The 14,692-nt window shown below is 59.8% G+C and carries 12 protein-coding genes and 1 pseudogene; 2 read left to right on the top strand and 11 right to left on the bottom strand.

Features of this window, described 5'->3' with window-relative positions; translation table 11 throughout:
- Positions 1-23 precede the first annotated feature (23 nt).
- The 4 genes from H3U89_RS05035 to H3U89_RS05020 form a co-directional block, all read right to left on the bottom strand.
- Positions 24-917, bottom strand: coding sequence for a hypothetical protein (locus tag H3U89_RS05035; protein ID WP_198180491.1), 894 nt, complete (start codon positions 915-917; stop codon positions 24-26).
- Between the two features lie 3 nt (positions 918-920).
- The gene (locus H3U89_RS05030) at positions 921-1,796 is read right to left on the bottom strand and encodes a carbohydrate ABC transporter permease (protein WP_198180493.1); all 876 of its coding nucleotides are present in this window, start codon (positions 1,794-1,796) and stop codon (positions 921-923) included.
- Between the two features lie 4 nt (positions 1,797-1,800).
- Positions 1,801-2,790, bottom strand: a complete 990-nt coding sequence (locus H3U89_RS05025) for a carbohydrate ABC transporter permease (RefSeq protein WP_198180495.1) — start codon at positions 2,788-2,790, stop codon at positions 1,801-1,803.
- Positions 2,791-2,920: 130 nt separating this feature from the next.
- Positions 2,921-4,273 carry an ABC transporter substrate-binding protein gene (locus H3U89_RS05020; RefSeq protein WP_198180502.1) on the bottom strand — a complete coding sequence of 451 codons (1,353 nt, stop codon included), beginning with the start codon at positions 4,271-4,273 and terminating at the stop codon, positions 2,921-2,923.
- A gap of 220 nt (positions 4,274-4,493) precedes the next feature.
- On the opposite strand from H3U89_RS05020, the pseudogene H3U89_RS08540 reads away from it, so the two are divergent.
- Positions 4,494-4,823 (top strand): annotated as a pseudogene (locus H3U89_RS08540) (DeoR family transcriptional regulator); the annotation flags it as partial.
- Between the two features lie 330 nt (positions 4,824-5,153).
- Positions 5,154-5,909: a substrate-binding domain-containing protein gene (locus H3U89_RS08380; RefSeq protein ID WP_232345540.1), complete on the top strand. Its 756-nt coding sequence runs from the start codon at positions 5,154-5,156 to the stop codon at positions 5,907-5,909.
- 198 nt (positions 5,910-6,107) lie between these two features.
- Here H3U89_RS08380 and mtnN read toward each other — a convergent pair whose 3' ends face one another.
- The 7 genes from mtnN to H3U89_RS04980 form a co-directional block, all read right to left on the bottom strand.
- Complete coding sequence (gene mtnN / locus H3U89_RS05010; RefSeq protein WP_198180506.1) at positions 6,108-6,842, bottom strand: 5'-methylthioadenosine/S-adenosylhomocysteine nucleosidase; 735 nt, start codon at positions 6,840-6,842, stop codon at positions 6,108-6,110.
- Positions 6,843-6,907: 65 nt separating this feature from the next.
- Positions 6,908-8,047, bottom strand: a complete 1,140-nt coding sequence (locus H3U89_RS05005) for a 3-deoxy-7-phosphoheptulonate synthase (RefSeq protein WP_415873568.1) — start codon at positions 8,045-8,047, stop codon at positions 6,908-6,910.
- A 77-nt stretch (positions 8,048-8,124) separates the two neighbouring features.
- Entirely contained in the window at positions 8,125-9,270 is a 1,146-nt protein-coding gene (locus H3U89_RS05000; RefSeq protein ID WP_198180508.1) for a 3-deoxy-7-phosphoheptulonate synthase, read from the bottom strand.
- Positions 9,271-9,403: 133 nt separating this feature from the next.
- Positions 9,404-10,768, bottom strand: coding sequence for a C1 family peptidase (locus tag H3U89_RS04995; protein WP_198180509.1), 1,365 nt, complete (start codon positions 10,766-10,768; stop codon positions 9,404-9,406).
- A 113-nt stretch (positions 10,769-10,881) separates the two neighbouring features.
- Positions 10,882-11,898, bottom strand: coding sequence for a CPBP family intramembrane glutamic endopeptidase (locus tag H3U89_RS04990; RefSeq protein WP_198180510.1), 1,017 nt, complete (start codon positions 11,896-11,898; stop codon positions 10,882-10,884).
- A 192-nt stretch (positions 11,899-12,090) separates the two neighbouring features.
- Complete coding sequence (locus tag H3U89_RS04985) at positions 12,091-13,815, bottom strand: cell division protein (RefSeq protein ID WP_198180511.1); 1,725 nt, start codon at positions 13,813-13,815, stop codon at positions 12,091-12,093.
- Between the two features lie 144 nt (positions 13,816-13,959).
- Positions 13,960-14,679, bottom strand: a complete 720-nt coding sequence (locus H3U89_RS04980; protein WP_198180512.1) for a pyroglutamyl-peptidase I — start codon at positions 14,677-14,679, stop codon at positions 13,960-13,962.
- Positions 14,680-14,692 lie beyond the last annotated feature (13 nt).

The following is a 14,692-nucleotide window of genomic DNA, read 5'->3' as shown; positions in this document are numbered from 1 at the left end:
AATGCAACTTTCTTCATGAACCGCTATTGCCGGTAGTCCTGCAACGCAGTGAAGGAGGAGCCCTTGGGTCCGGTAGCCGGCAGTCCATACATGACCTGGACGCCTGGGTCCTCGCTCTCACGGGCCATCTGCCGGAAGAAGGGGTCAGCCTGCCACCGCACAGCTGCCCAGACCAGATACCAGATCAGGCCAGTGGCCAGAAGAGCCACCAGGATGGGCGAGCGCATCAGCCCCCAGACATACCCAGCCAGGATCGCCAGCGACAGAACCAGCATGTACCAGCGGCGCACCGACAGGAGGAGGCCATTGACCAAGACCTTGTGGATGCGCGCCCGAGGATATTCCACCAGTAGCACCAGAGAGACCAAGGCGGTCTGCACCAGGAGCAGCAGGCATACCAGGATTGGGAAGAACATGATCTGGCCCCATGAGAGCTGTGACATGATCTGCAGATCATAAATCAGCGCGAAAGCAATGAACCCCAGAGGTAGCCAAGTCACCCATGATCTCAGGGCCAGAACCTTGTAGGCCCGCCAATATGCACGGAAGAACCCATAGACCGTTCCCGAGTCCACATAGGGCTTTGCTATCCACTCCGGCAGAGCATCCCCTCGCTCTGTCATGGAATCCAGGGCCTGCCGTCTGGCCCGGGCAGAGGCCGAGGACAGTCCAGGGTGATCGCGGTAGATGGCAAAGAGAGCAGCCAGACCAGGCGCTGACAGCACGGCCGCCAGCAGATAGGTCGGGAAGTACTGCGGATCTCTCAGAAAGATCAATACAGCAGCCAAGGGCAGCATCCCCAGCAGGGAGCAGCACCCAGCACCGAGCACCACAGCAATTGAGTTGGTGATCCCCAAGAGGGCATGCATGGCGTAGCCCTTGGCGGGACGCCCCTGGTCGCCTTCGCTTCCAGCCAAGACTCAGCCTTTCATTCCGGATGTCGCAATGCCGGCGATGAACTGTTTCTGCCCGATCAGGAAGACAATTAAAATGGGTAGAACCGAAAGGACCGAGCCGGTCATGATCATGGCAAAATCAGCATTGTACTGGGAAATAAAGAGCTTGAGGCCCAGCTGGATTGTGTAGAGCTTCTGGGAACGCAAGTAAATCAGCGGTCCCATGTAGTCGTTCCACGTATTAGTGAAAGTGATGATGGCCAAAGCTGCCAGGGACGGTCCCGACAGGGGAAGCATAATGCGCCAATAGATGCCGAACTCACTGAGTCCATCCAATCTGCCTGCCTCGGACAGATCCTCAGGTATGGTGTCGTAGAACTGTTTCATCATGAAAACACCGAAGGCTCCAAAGGCTTGCAGAAGGATGATGGACCATCGCGTATCGGAGAGACCGACGGCGGAAACCAGCTTGAACTGCGGGATCATGTAGGCCTGCCAAGGTACGGCCATGGTGGCGATGTAGATCAGGAAGAGGGTGGTACGCCCCCTGAAGGGGATCTTCGAGAAGCCATAGGCTGCAAAGGATCCAGTAAAGACCTGCAGGAGGGTCACAATAACAGCGAAGAAGATGGTGTTGAGCAACCAAGTCGTCATATCGGACTTGGTCCAGATGGCTACGTAGTTCTCCCAGTGCCAGACCGATGGGAACCACTTAATGGGGATGGCATAGACCTCATTGTTGGGTTTCAGAGAGGACAGGAACATCCAGAAGAAAGGCAGGAGCACGAAGGCGGAGACAGCAATCATGGCCAGATACCCGATGATTGTGCCGACGATCTTGGCCGGGGGGACCTGCTTCTTGTTCCAGGGAATGTCTGCGGAGACTGTATTGGTGGACATAATCTCAGTCCTCCTTCAGGTTGTTGTACCAGAACTGGAAGAGCGTGACTACCATGCATATGGCCAGAAGAACCAGGGAGACGGTCGAAGCATAGCCGAAGTCACCACGCTCGAAGGCCACACGGTAGATGTACTGCGCCAGAACCAGGGTGCTGGTGCCGGGTCCGCCATCGGTCATAACCAGTGTCAAATCAAGAATCTTGAAGGATCCGATGGTCAGGGTGACCATGACGAAGAAGAGCGTGGGGCGCATCATGGGAACGGTCACATGCCAGAAGCGCTGCCATCCGTTTGTGCCATCGAGCTCAGCAGCCTCATAGAGCTCGGAAGGGATGGTCTGCAGACCCGCCAGGAGCAGAATCATATAGTAGCCGACCTCACGCCAGGTGCCCACAACGATGACCGCAGGCATGGCCCAAGCCGTAGATCCCAACCATCCGGGAGGATTACTGATAAAAAGCCGCAGGAAAGAGTTTATAGGGCCGGACTTGGGGTCGAAGAGCATGCCCCAAACCTGGGCCGCAGCCACTATGGAGGTGATGTAGGGGAAGAAGGCCACCGTCCTGAAGAAAGCGCGTCCACGCAGCTTGGAATTGAGCAGGACGGCCAGGGCGAAGGCCAGAACCAGAGTTAAGGGGATGTGGACTATCGAGTAGTATATGGTGTTCCACACCGAGGTCATGAAAATCTTGTCGTGGGATAGCCTGACCCAGTTCTTCACACCGTTCAAAACGGGGTTGCCGAAAGCCGACCACTTGGTAAAAGCTATATAAAAGAGCGTCAGCGTGGGCAGGAGAGTCAGGCAGATAAAACCTATGAAATTTGGTGATATGAATATCAAACCATTGCGCAGGTTCCTTCGTGAAATCGCCTTGGCATTGAACTTGCCCTGCTTAGCACTCGGGGCTCGGCGCCGGCCGCCGGGCCCATGAGACCCCCTTTTGTAATCAGCGACCGCCTGTCGATCGTTGACCACGCCGATTTCTTCTGACATCTGTGCCTCTCCTTACTACCATCACGCGTCATAGGTTTGGGCAGTCCCCCGGCCGCCCTTACTCCAACTGGTTCAGTGGGAGGCTTCAGGACACATGTGCATCCTGAAGCCTCCCTTGCGTCACCAGGAACTATTCGTCCAACACGCCCTGGTCTTTGACGTTCTGAGTTGCTTCCTTGAGCCCATCGGACGGAGACTTGGCACCAGTCATGATTGAGGAGTGGGTGTCCTTGAGGAGGGAATTGATGGTGTCCGTGGCCGTGGCCACGGGGGCTTCCATCTTCATGTCGTGCTTGCTCCATGCATCCTTGGAGGCCTGGTCGGAGGCCATGCCCTCAGGGGAGAAGAAGGTCTCGGTCACCTTGTCGTCGATGTAGGCGGGGGTGGTGGAGAGCTTGGCCAACTCAAGAGCGCCGCCTTGGCCAGTGGCCCACTTCACGAACTCCTTGGCAGCGGCCAGTTTCTGGCCGGTGGCCTTGGAAGAGACTGCCAGACTGGTGGGGCTGCCAAAGGTAATCGGGGTCTTGGGCAGCTTCTTATCGGGGTTCTGGGGAGCCGGAGCCATGCCCCAGCTGAATTTCTCGGCTTCACCTGACTGCTGCTGGCTCACTAGGGTGGCAGCGTACCAAGTGCCCATAGGCATCATAGCTGCCTTCTGAGTGCCGAACTGCGCCTGATACTGAACCTTGTTGGTGAATGAGGTGTTCCAGTCAATCGTGTACTTATCTTTCTGCCATTCCAAGGCCCTCTTGTAGAAAGGCTCCATGTAGGAGAAGTCGGCCTTGAGGAAGGTGCTGTCTGCCGACTTGCCGCACTGTGCCAGAGCAAAGGACTGCACCACGGACTGCCAGTTGTGCATATACATGGGGTAGACGCTGTTAGCATCGTAACCTGCTGCCGGCAGCTTCTCCTTGAGTTCCTTGGCAGCCTTGGTGTAATCATCCCAAGTCCACTTCGCGTTCGGCTCTTCAACCCCGGTCTTCTTGAACATGTCCTTGTTATAGAAGAGGACCCAGGTATCACTGCGGTAGGGCAGGGCGAAGTACTTGCCATTGTGCTCATAGCCGTTAAGATCAATGTGCTTGTTGCCTTGGTAACCCTTGGCGATGTCGGAGATATCCGCCAGTCCCTGTGAATCTGAATAGGTGATGTACTTGAGCATGTTCTTGATGGGGAAGACATCCGGCTGGGCGCCAGAGGAGATGTCCGCCGTCAGCTGCTTGTCATAGTCATCAGCGGAGTACTGTTTGACGTTGACGGTTACGTTGGGGTGGGCTTTGTGGAAGGCGTTAGCCAGAGTCTTGAACTCAGGGGTCATATCCAACGACCATCCTGCAAAGGTGATGGTCGTTTTGGCCTTGCTGTCGAATCCGTCACTGCCTGAGGAGGCCTGCTTGCTTGAGCCACCACCGCCGCAGCCAGCCAGCAGCATGGCACCCGCAGCAGTCACCGCCAGAGCCTTTGTTACAGTTTTCACGTTCATGGTCATCCCTTTCCTTCGGCGACAATGCCGGGGAAGAGGCCGGATATGGCCGACCCCTCTCTCGCTCCAGATTCATCACAGTCCCAGGTGAACCCTTGTTGGCTTACCTGCCCACGATGATTCCGAACGAACAAATCCAGACTAATTGGTCGGAAAATGACCTGAAGAGTTTGTTGCAGTCTGTTTCCATCACCCTTAGGCCATAACTCTGGTATACACTATGAAAGCTAGAAAGCTAGAGATGTTGGCCGTCGTGACTGCCCTCATCAGCATCGTAGTAAAGCATCGAGGCCTGAGCATGGATCAAAGAACATCAGAGGCGGGAAGCAGAAGACAGTACTCCGCTGATGGGTTCTTCCCAAAGCCCCCGGCGGCAGGATGGCTCCCGGCTCAGAGACGAGAACTGATTCTCAACGCACTTCTTAGCGAGAGCGTAGTCAGAGTACCCTACCTGGCGCGGATGATGGGCACCACTGAAATAACCGTCAGAAGGGATTTGAATAATCTGGCCAGAGCCGGTCTCGTTAGACGAGTGCGTGGGGGTGCCCTAGCCGTCAAATCCCTGGATTCCCAAGGCCAATCTGTTGAATCGCTCACAGTCTCTTCACCCAACGACTCTGACCCAACCTTGGCTGAGATACCAAAGGCATCAGTTATAACGAATGCCGCTTCAAAAAAGAAAGCCGGAAAAAAGGGCAATCCAGATCGAGTTGGCAGCGGCGAAAGCACCGAAGGCAAAACCAGTGCTGGCGTGTCAAGCCTGACCGTGGGTAAAGTCTCCAGACAGGATAGAGCTGCTGTCGTTCGTAGAAGCCGAATCGGGGTAGCTCTGCCCGAGCCCAGCTTCATCTGGCCCTCAGTGACCGATGCCATCAGACGTATGGCGGCCGAACAATTCGGCCTGGAGATTGTGGCCAAGGAAACCTCCTATGAGACCTTTCCTGAGGTAGATATGCTAGAAGATCTGGCCACTGATCCACAGATGCTTGGACTGATCGTGGCCCCAAGCATCGAACCGGATGTCGCGCCGGAAACCTGGCAATGGCTGACCGAGTGCCAACTGCCAGTAACCATTCTGGAACGCCATCCGCCACAGTGGCTGCCCGGATTCTTCGACTCGGTTCATACCGACCATCCAGCCGGAGTCCGCCGGGGACTGCAGCACTTCCGTCAGCACGGCCACCACCGGGTGGGACTGGCTCTGGGCAGGACACCCACCGCAGGCGATATCGAGCTGGGCTGGCAGCTGATGATGCGAGAAGGAAACGGGCTTGAACAGACCTTCCTGCTCAAGGACAAGCAGCCATATGCAGCCGAGGATGTCGAGCAGATCGTCCAGACGATTCTCGACACACACACAACGGCTGTCCTGGTACATCCGGATTACCTGTCCATCGCTCTGGTCCAGGCACTGGAAAAACGGGGGTGCCGTATTCCCGACGATCTATCCATGATCACCATCGATGGCTACACCAAGCGCCTGACCGTCCTGCGATCCTCGGCCCAGGACCTGTCGTCCGCCGCCCTGCGCCTCCAGGTCAGGCGGATACAAGACCCGGACCAGCGCATCGAGCACGTCTACATAGAACCGGCACTCATCGACAGGGGATCAGTTGCCGACATGGCTGACAAGTAGATAGCGTCTCCCTAGGGCCTGCATGGAGCAACTGGCAACCAGCTGCCCCAAAAACCGGTCAAGGCCAGAGTGGCCGCAATAACCATGTAATTGATGAATAACCAGCCAATGAATGCGCAAGCAAAGTCCGTCAACCCACAGCCAACAGCCTCCAACAGGCAAAAGCCCCTCAAACAGGGAATCCCTGTTGGTCGGCAATTAAAGTTCGCGCACGATGCCCAGCACCAGTCTGGCGGCCGTGTCGGCATATTCAGAGATGTCGAACTCCCGGAAGACCTCGTAGTCGGTATCGGCGTTGTCACTGAGAGCACGGATAACAAGAGCCGGCACCTTGTTGCGGGCAGCCACGTGGCAGACGGCCGCCCCCTCCATCTCGACCGCATCGGCCCCGGTCTGCTCCTTGACCTGGGCAATCTTCTCCGGGTCGTCCACAAAGTAGTTGCCTGTGGCAATGGTGCCGACGATGTGCTTGATTCCCATGGCATCCAGAGTCCGGCTTGCCAGACCCAACAGGTGGGGGTCCGAGTGGAACTCCTCGGTGCCGGGAGCCGACTGGGCCACCAATCGCATATCCGTGTCCAGATAGCGCAGGGTACCTCCAAGAACCACGTCGTTGATGTGCAAGTCCTTGTTCAGGTTGCCGGCAATGCCGGAGAAGATCACGGCCCTGGGATGGAAGGCATCAATCAGATACTGCGTGGTGGCGGCGATGTTGACAGTACCCATGCCGCCCACGGTGGCAGCCAGTCGAACCGGGCCCTGCGACCCATCAAGGGTGCCACATATGACTTTCAGTCCAGCATCACTGGCGTGCGGATCCTGATCCGCCTGCTTCAGGCCTTGGCCAATCAGGGCCACCTCCTCGTCCATGGCTCCTATGACGACAACCGGCCGTCGATCTTCACCCTCCAGGGAACCGTCTGTTTCACTCATGCCTGACTCCTTATCCATGATTTCACCTGCGACTGCGGCCCGACCAGCCTACTGCAAGCCATGAGTCAACGAGCCGTGCTGCGACGACGGTCCACTGCCTCTGCCAGCTCCTCCAGCAGATCCTGGGTATCGGGCCAGGAGATGCAGCGGTCGGTGATCGAACACCCGTAGACCAGCTGGTCCAGCGGGGCCGGCTTCTGATTGCCGCCACGTATGAAACTCTCCATCATCAGCCCGGTAAAGCCCTCCTCGCCGTCGCCTATCCGCTGGGCCAACTCATGGACTACCTGGATCTGGCGCCGCTCGTCCTTGCCGGAATTGCCGTGGGAGGCATCGATGAGCAGTCCGTGGGCAGCCGCGCTGTCCTTGGGCATGCGCTGGCGAAGCACGGCGAGCGCCGCCCGCACCGAGTCCTGATCGTAGTTGGGACCGGACTTGGAGCCGCGAAGAACCAGATGGCAGTCGGGGTTGCCCATGGTCGCTACCGCTGCGGCCTGACCCTCGTGGTCTATTCCAAAGAAGGTGTGGCGCTGAGAGGCGGCATAGCAGGAGTCAATGGCCACATCCACGCTGCCGTCCGTGGCGTTCTTGAAGCCAATGGGCATGGACATGCCGCTGGCCAGCTGCCGATGGACCTGGCTCTCCGTGTTCCGAGCACCGATAGCCCCCCAGCTGACCGCATCAGAAATGTACTGGGGCGATGTGGGCTCAAGGAATTCCGTGGCCGCCGGAAGCCCGGTGTCCAGCACACCCAGCAGGATGCGCCGTGCCAGGACCAGGCCCTTCTGAATGTTGTGGCTGCCATCCAGGTCGGGGTCGTTGATCAGCCCCTTCCAGCCGACCGTGGTCCGGGGCTTCTCGAAGTAGACCCGCATGACGATCAGCAGCCGATCCTTCAACCGCTCATTGACGGCCGACAGACGACGGGCATAGTCCAACGCGGCATCGGGGTCATGGATGGAGCAGGGGCCCACAATGACCAGCAACCGATCGTCCCGCCCATGCAGACAGTCCACAATCTCCTGCCGGGAGCGGATGACCAGGTCCTTGGCCGGTCCATCCAAGGGGTATCGGGTCAGCATCTGCGCGGGCGAAGGCAGGCGGTCAAGCTCAAAGACCCGCCTGTTGACGATCCGGCCTATGCCTACCTCGTCCTCCCACCTGGGCACGTTCCCGGTCTGCAAGGGGTTGACGCCGGCCGCCAGCGCCTTGTGCACCAGTTCAACCTCGTAGGCCTTGCTGGGTCGGGGCAGAGGTTCCTGTGGCTCATCCTTCATCCCACTCATGCCTTCTTCCTTTCCCGACGGGCTTGCACGGCATCGGCCAGGATCTGCAGCAGTTCCTCGGTCCTATCCCAGGCAATGCAGGCATCGGTGACGGACCGGCCGAAGACCAGCTGATCCAGTGGAGCCGGTTTCTGGTGACCGCCCTCAAGAAAACTCTCCATCATGATGCCCGACAGGCCCTGCTCGCCCTTGGCGAGACGGTCTGCCAGCTCCTCGACCACCCGGGCCTCACGTACGGGGTCCTTGCCGCAGTTGCCATGGGCTGCGTCCACAATCAGACCTTGGCAGGCACCAGGACCCAACGGCGCCTGATGCATGAACTCCAGGGCGGACCGGACGGATTCCGGATCGTAATTGGGACCATGGCTGGAACCGCGCAGAATAATGTGGCAGTCGGGGTTGCCCCTGGTCTCGGCAGCGATGACATGCCCATCCAGGTTGATGGACAGGAAGTGATGCTCGGATGCCGCAGCCAGGCAGGAATCGACCGCAGCCTCTACGCTGCCCTCGGTCGAGTTCTTGAAGCCCATGGGCATGGACATGCCGCTGGCCAGCTCCCTGTGGACCTGACTCTCCGTGTTCCGAGCACCGATGGCCCCCCAGCTGACCGCATCGGAAAGATACTGTGGGGTGATGGGATCCAGCCATTCCGTGGCAGCCGGAATCCCCTGGCCCAGGACCTGCCAGAGCACCTGGCGGGCCAGGCGGATCCCCTTGCGAATGTTGAATGTTCCGTCCAGGTCGGGGTCGTTGATCAGGCCCTTCCAGCCGACCGTGGTCCGGGGCTTCTCGAAGTAGACCCGCATGACAATAAGGAGCCGATCCTTCAACCGCTCATTGACGGCCGACAGACGACGGGCGTACTCCAGAGCAGCCTCCGGGTCGTGGATGGAGCAGGGGCCGGTGATGACCAGCAACCTGTCGTCCCGCCCATGCAGAACATCGCGAATGGCTTGGCGGGAGTCCCGGACCAGTTCCATACGCTTCGAATCCAGGGGCCGCGAGCGCAGAAAGACCCTGGGTGCCGGGATGGGATCCAGCTGACGAATATTGACATCCACTGTCTCGGGAAAGACGGCCGTATCGGCAAAATACTGCCGCTCCTCTTCCGGGATGATATCCGGTTCCTTGACGAATGCCACGGTCGCTCTCCTCTCTGTCGCGCTACGACGATCATGCCCGAATTGCTTATGACCGCCCACATCCGGGCCAATGTGGACGGTCCGTTCCCGCGACCCTTATAGATCCCGGGAACGAACAGTTGGATGGGTAAGCTCAGGCCAAGGCACCCATGGGGTCCCAGGCGGGCAGCATGATGGCCTCCTGGTCGAAGGCCTGGCGATACTCCTCGGGCAGCATGGACTTGGGCACGGCCACCTCGTAGACATACTGGCTGAACCAGTCGTCGCTCATGGTGAAGTAGCCCTTGTTGGCGATGTCCCCGCCCCAGGAGTTCTCCACCCGCCAGCGGTTGGTGGTCCGGCCGTCATCGGCCACATCCACGCCCACGAATGCCATGGCGTGGTTCTGGGCCGAATCGCCGAAGCGCACCCGCTGCTCCTTGTCCATGTCGAAGTCCACACCGTAGACCCGGCCGTACTCGAACAGGTCGGTGGCCCACTGACCGGCCTTGCGGTCCATCATGGGGTGGCAGTCGGCACCGAACCAGACCGGCAGACCCTGCTCGCTCATCAGACGACGGGCACAGTCCTTCATGACCTCCACAGGGACGTTCAGGTACTCGGTGGGATCGCCGCCAGCCACGTTGCCCAGGTGCTCGATGCCGATCTTGCGGCCCTTGGGATGCTCGGGGCGTGGATCGTCGACCAGGCAGACATAGTCCTCAAGCCCGGCATTCACGTAGCGCTTCCAGAACTCCTGCGGGGTGATCCGCCCATCACGGTGGAAGACGCCGTCCTTGTCGGTCCACTCCCAGTCGAAGCTGGTGGGCGGAGTGCCCAGGTGAATGGTCAGAATACGGTGACCGGCCTCCAGGGTCCGGTCGATGATCTCGTCGATGCCGTCCGGGTTGGCCACCATGTGAGCCGTGGCCTGGTGAAGCAGACGACGCAGCTGATCGTTCATCTGGCTGGTGTTCTGAGAGGAGGCGGTCTCGGGATAGTACTGCTTGGGCACTGCGCCGTACTTCTTATAGATGTTCATGGCCATGATCCACTGGCCGCCATCGCCCATGACATCGCCCATCAGGAAGCGCATAAGCTGGGAGTCCACGGGCTCGCCGGCGCGCACCAGAGCCGCCACGTCACGCAGGAAGTAGTTGACGCGCTCAAGCTTGTCGTAGTACATGGCGTAGTTCTGCGACAGCTCGAAGTCGCCCATCGGATTGGCGGTGCTTTCGCCATCAATGTTCAGAGCCTTGCGGGCCACGAATCGGGCTACATTCAGCGAGCTGAAGAGCCAGCAACGGCCGGAGTGCGCCTGCGAGGTGACCGTGCCATTGTCGATGCTGACCGAAAATCGATGCTGGAGCAGGCGGGAGCGATTATAGTTGTGGGCCACTTCGTCAATGCCTACCTGAGTGACGGCGTTCATGGCGACGTGGTTGGCCTCGCGCTCGTCGAAGGCGGTGCGCAGGCCCTCCAAACGGGTCTGATCCAGTGGTGTCAGTGCTGATGTCATACGGTCTGTCCTTGTTTCCTTTCATGCGGATGTATCTGCATCCCTGCATCCAGCATAGCGGGAATCAGTCATCGAGGGTTCACCTGGAGGAGGATGTGGACAACTGTACCTTGTCAAGCCAGGGAGAAGCGCTGGGCTGCATTGACCACGGCCAGGACCACCAGGACAGCCAGCCCGAGGGAGATCCAGCCCTTATAGGTTCCGTGGCGTGAGCGATTGGCGCGCAGGTAGTCTGCCAGCTGTCCCCGAATCAGCCAGAGGACGACCAGTCCGCCAACCAGGCCCAGAAGGGTCATACCCTGGTTGATTACCATGCCGGTGCGGGCCGGCACCGTCTGGGTCAGCCACATCATGGCGTCAGCAAGGACCAGGTTGTTGAAGATATGCAGAGCCATGGACCAGAGGATGGAGTATTCCATGGCGATGAAGCCCAGGACCAGACCCAGCAGGAAGGTGAACACGCTCTGGGTGATGTCTCCGTGCAGGCAGGCGAAGATAAAGGAGGATGTGACGATGGCGAAGGTCCGGCCGTAGGGTCTGAGCCTGCCCATGACCACGCCGCGCAGCAGGAACTCCTCGACGACGGGGACCAGGATGGCCGTGTCCAGGGGCGACAGGAACCCGTGCTGGCCCGCGGCGATCTGGGAGGTGGTGGAATGGTAGACCAGCCCCAGGGCCTGGGATCCCTGGTTGACCACCCAGGTGAAGCCCGTCTCGATGCTGCTGGCCAGCATGATCAGCAGGATGGCCCCGATCAGCACGGCCGGGCCTGGATTGGTCTGAGCCTTGTACTGTACAGGGTTGGATCCGCGGCCGAGCAAGTCCTGGCCACGGGTGCCGAAGAGGAAGACCAGCATGACCAGATCACCCAGCAGATCGGCCAGCCCTGGCTGACGGGCAATTCCCAGGGCTGCGGCCACCGAGGGCAGATTCAGAACTCCCGCAATCAGGTTGGCCACCACCAGATACACCAGGGCATAGAGGGATTGCAGATCCACCCCACGACGAACCTGGGCGCTCCATGAGCGTGCGGGTCCTGGAGATGCGCCCGATCCTCCCCGTCTGCCCGCATCCGCCTCGATCGAATCTGTGGCGGACGAATCTGATGATGAGTGATTTGGCTGCTTCATGATGCTCTCCCAACCCTGTGACCCTTGGTCTGCACCTCTTCACTATCGACTCTAGGCCAAAGCAAGGGTTGGAATCGAGATTGACGCCCGCGCCCGTTTCGACATGCGGCCAGGCAACTTCCAGGTGAAACAGAGGCCAGGTCGCAGACCATGCCTGCAACCCGGCCCTGTTGAATTACCGATGTTCCCTAATCAGTCCCGATCTGTTGGGTGCACGTCATCGTTGATGGGCGGAATGACCGTAGTCTCCTGGTCGGTGACCGCCTTCTCCACCTGTCCATCCTTGGCCTGGACCGGCGCATCATCGGCCTGGCCGGATGCATCGGGCAGGACGCTCGGGGCCGGGGAGGGCAGAACCTGAGTGGGCATATTGGCCGAGGACCGAACAGTCACGGCCGCGTTGGCCTTATCTTCTGAATTGCTGGTGGAATCAGTTGCCGCGTCATCAGCTGCCAGGTCATCGGCCGGTTGGCCCGCTGCGACCTGATCGATCGAAGTCCGAGTGGCTTCCTCCTGGGTGTCGGTGACGGGCTGGCCGACACCTTCATCCTCGCTTTCGGCATTTGGGTCTGGAGCCGGCAACGGATCCGCGGCAGGTACAGCGTTGACCACGGGTACGCTGGGCGCCTGCCCCTCGTCCTGGTCATTGACCACAGCCTCATCGTGGAAGCCGTCGAAGTTGCCAAAGGACTTGGAGAAGATGTTCCGCAGCTCGTCGACCCGGGAGGTGATGGTGGCTTCCCGATGCTGCAGCTTGGTGATGTGGTCCTTGAGCCCGTCCAGCTCAGCCTGTGCGGCCTTGCGATGGGCCTCGACCTCGTCCTGGGCGCGCTGCTTGGCCTCCTCCAGCAGCTGGCTGGCCTTGCGTTCGGACTCCTCGCGCTTGAAGGAGGCGAACGAATCGGCATCCTTGCGGGTGGCCTTGGCCTGTTCAATCAGCTCCTGGGACTCCTTCTCGGTCTTGACCCGCCGTTCCTCAAGGCTCTTGAGCAGCTCGCCCACCTTCTTGGTGGCATCCTCCTGCTGGGCGGCGATGTCGGAGCGGACCTGCTCGGCCTCGGCGTTCACCTTGGCCATGGTCTCGGCGCTGGTGACCTTGGACTCGTCCACGATCTGCTGGGCCTCGGACTTGGCCTTGTCGGTGATCTCCGAGGCCTGCCTGCGGGCATCATTCAAGCTCTTGGAGACCTGCTCGCGCACGTCGGCCAGCTTTTTGTTGGCCTCGGCCAGGGCCTTCTGAATCTGATCGTTGGCATCCTTCTTGAGCTTGGCGATCTCCTCGTCGCTCTTGCGCCGCTTGTCGGCGATCTCCTTGGCGGCCTTGGCCTTCTGCTCGGACAGTTCCTTGTCCTGGGTGGCCTTGCTGGTGGCCAGTCGCTTCTCATGCTCCTCGCGGGAGTTCTGCAGCTCCAGATCCAGGGCCTGACGGCGTTCCGCCACGACCTTGTCTGCTGCGGACTTGCTCTGCTCGCTCTGCTGCTTGGCGGTGGTGGTGACGGTCCTGGCTTCGTCATTGGCGGCTTCGACGATGGATTTGGCCTTGGCATTGGCCTCGTCCACGATGTGCTTGGCTTCAAGCTGGGCCTCGTTGACCAGGGTCGTCGCCTTCTCCTGGGCGGAGGTCTTAGTGGATGCCGCATCCTGCTTGGCGCGGTTGAGCAGCTCGGTGCTGGTCTGCTCGGCCGAGGCCAGCAGCTGCTGGGCGTTGGCCCCAAGGGAGGCGAAGGAATTGCGCGGCTGTTCGACCTTGCGTGACTTGGCCTCCTGGAGTTCCGCCTCCAGCTTCAGAATGCGATCATCGTCAGCCTTGATCTGCTGACGCAACCGGGCCAGATTGCTCCGCGAGGCCGCCAGGGTCTGGTCGACCCGCTCCTTGTCATAGCCTCGCAGGACAACGGGAAACTGATCTTCGGCCATGGAAACACTCCTCTTCGCCACCAGGACATGCCGGCCCGTGACAAGAATGTCTTCGGTCCGGTGGATTTACCTCGACTCTACCCCATGACAGGCCGGAATTCGCCGTCTGACCTGCCGCCGACACATTGGCCTTACATACGGGTCTCAGGCAATAAGAATAGGGCTGGAGGAGGGCCTGCGGTAGTAGCGAATGGTCTCATTGACCACCTCGCGCACAGCCTGTATCTGCTGATCCAGGGGCAGGCCGCACTCCTGACCGCCGTCTTCATTGACCAGGGGAAGGCTGACGAACCCGGCCAGGACATCCTTGTGTCCTGCAGCCCATGCCAGCAGATTGTAGAAGAGTGCGTTGCAGACGTAGGTGCCCGCGTCCGAGCTCAGCGTGGCGGGGATACCGCAGGTGCCGAAGTCGTGCAGGATGGCCCTCAGCGGTAGTCGGGTCCAGTAGGCGGCCGGACCCTGGGGGTCGATGAGCTGGCGGCTGGTCTGGCGGACGGTATCCTGAGGCTCCTGCTCCCCTAAGTTCTCACGGTCGTCAGCGTCGTCCTCCTTGAGGTTGACGGCGCAGCGCTCCATGGCGATGCCGCGAGCCCGACGCTTGAGCCCTGTGGCAATGATGATATCGGGATGCACACGCTCTATGGCCTCATGCAGTATGGGCCAGGCCTTGGCGAAGCTGACAGGCATGGTGACGGAGGAAATAGCCAGGTTCACACCCTCCAAGGGGTCCTCCTCGGTGGGGCCGACAGGGCGCATGCCCTCCATGCCATGCTCGGCCAGAGCCTGTGAGACCTGGTAGGAGGGGTTGACGTCAACACCCTGGTAATGGTCGTATCCGGCGACGATGACCTTGATCTGCTCCATGTGCTCCATGGTA

The organism is Bifidobacterium sp. W8104 (assembly GCF_016100735.1).
In the GTDB taxonomy this organism is placed as follows: Bacteria; Actinomycetota; Actinomycetes; order Actinomycetales; family Bifidobacteriaceae; genus Bombiscardovia; species Bombiscardovia choladohabitans.
Note: the sequence above shows the minus strand (reverse complement) of the source record. Positions and strands in the feature narration are given on the sequence as shown.

Coding starts and splice junctions, on each gene's coding strand:
- H3U89_RS05030 (WP_198180493.1), bottom strand. CDS start 1,796: ATGTCCACCAATACAGTCTCCGCAGACATTCCCTGGAACAAGAAGCAG.
- H3U89_RS05025 (WP_198180495.1), bottom strand. CDS start 2,790: ATGTCAGAAGAAATCGGCGTGGTCAACGATCGACAGGCGGTCGCTGAT.
- H3U89_RS05020 (WP_198180502.1), bottom strand. CDS start 4,273: ATGAACGTGAAAACTGTAACAAAGGCTCTGGCGGTGACTGCTGCGGGT.
- H3U89_RS08380 (WP_232345540.1), top strand. CDS start 5,154: ATGGCGGCCGAACAATTCGGCCTGGAGATTGTGGCCAAGGAAACCTCC.
- mtnN (WP_198180506.1), bottom strand. CDS start 6,842: ATGAGTGAAACAGACGGTTCCCTGGAGGGTGAAGATCGACGGCCGGTT.
- H3U89_RS04995 (WP_198180509.1), bottom strand. CDS start 10,768: ATGACATCAGCACTGACACCACTGGATCAGACCCGTTTGGAGGGCCTG.
- H3U89_RS04990 (WP_198180510.1), bottom strand. CDS start 11,898: ATGAAGCAGCCAAATCACTCATCATCAGATTCGTCCGCCACAGATTCG.
- H3U89_RS04985 (WP_198180511.1), bottom strand. CDS start 13,815: ATGGCCGAAGATCAGTTTCCCGTTGTCCTGCGAGGCTATGACAAGGAG.
- H3U89_RS04980 (WP_198180512.1), bottom strand. CDS start 14,679: ATGGAGCAGATCAAGGTCATCGTCGCCGGATACGACCATTACCAGGGT.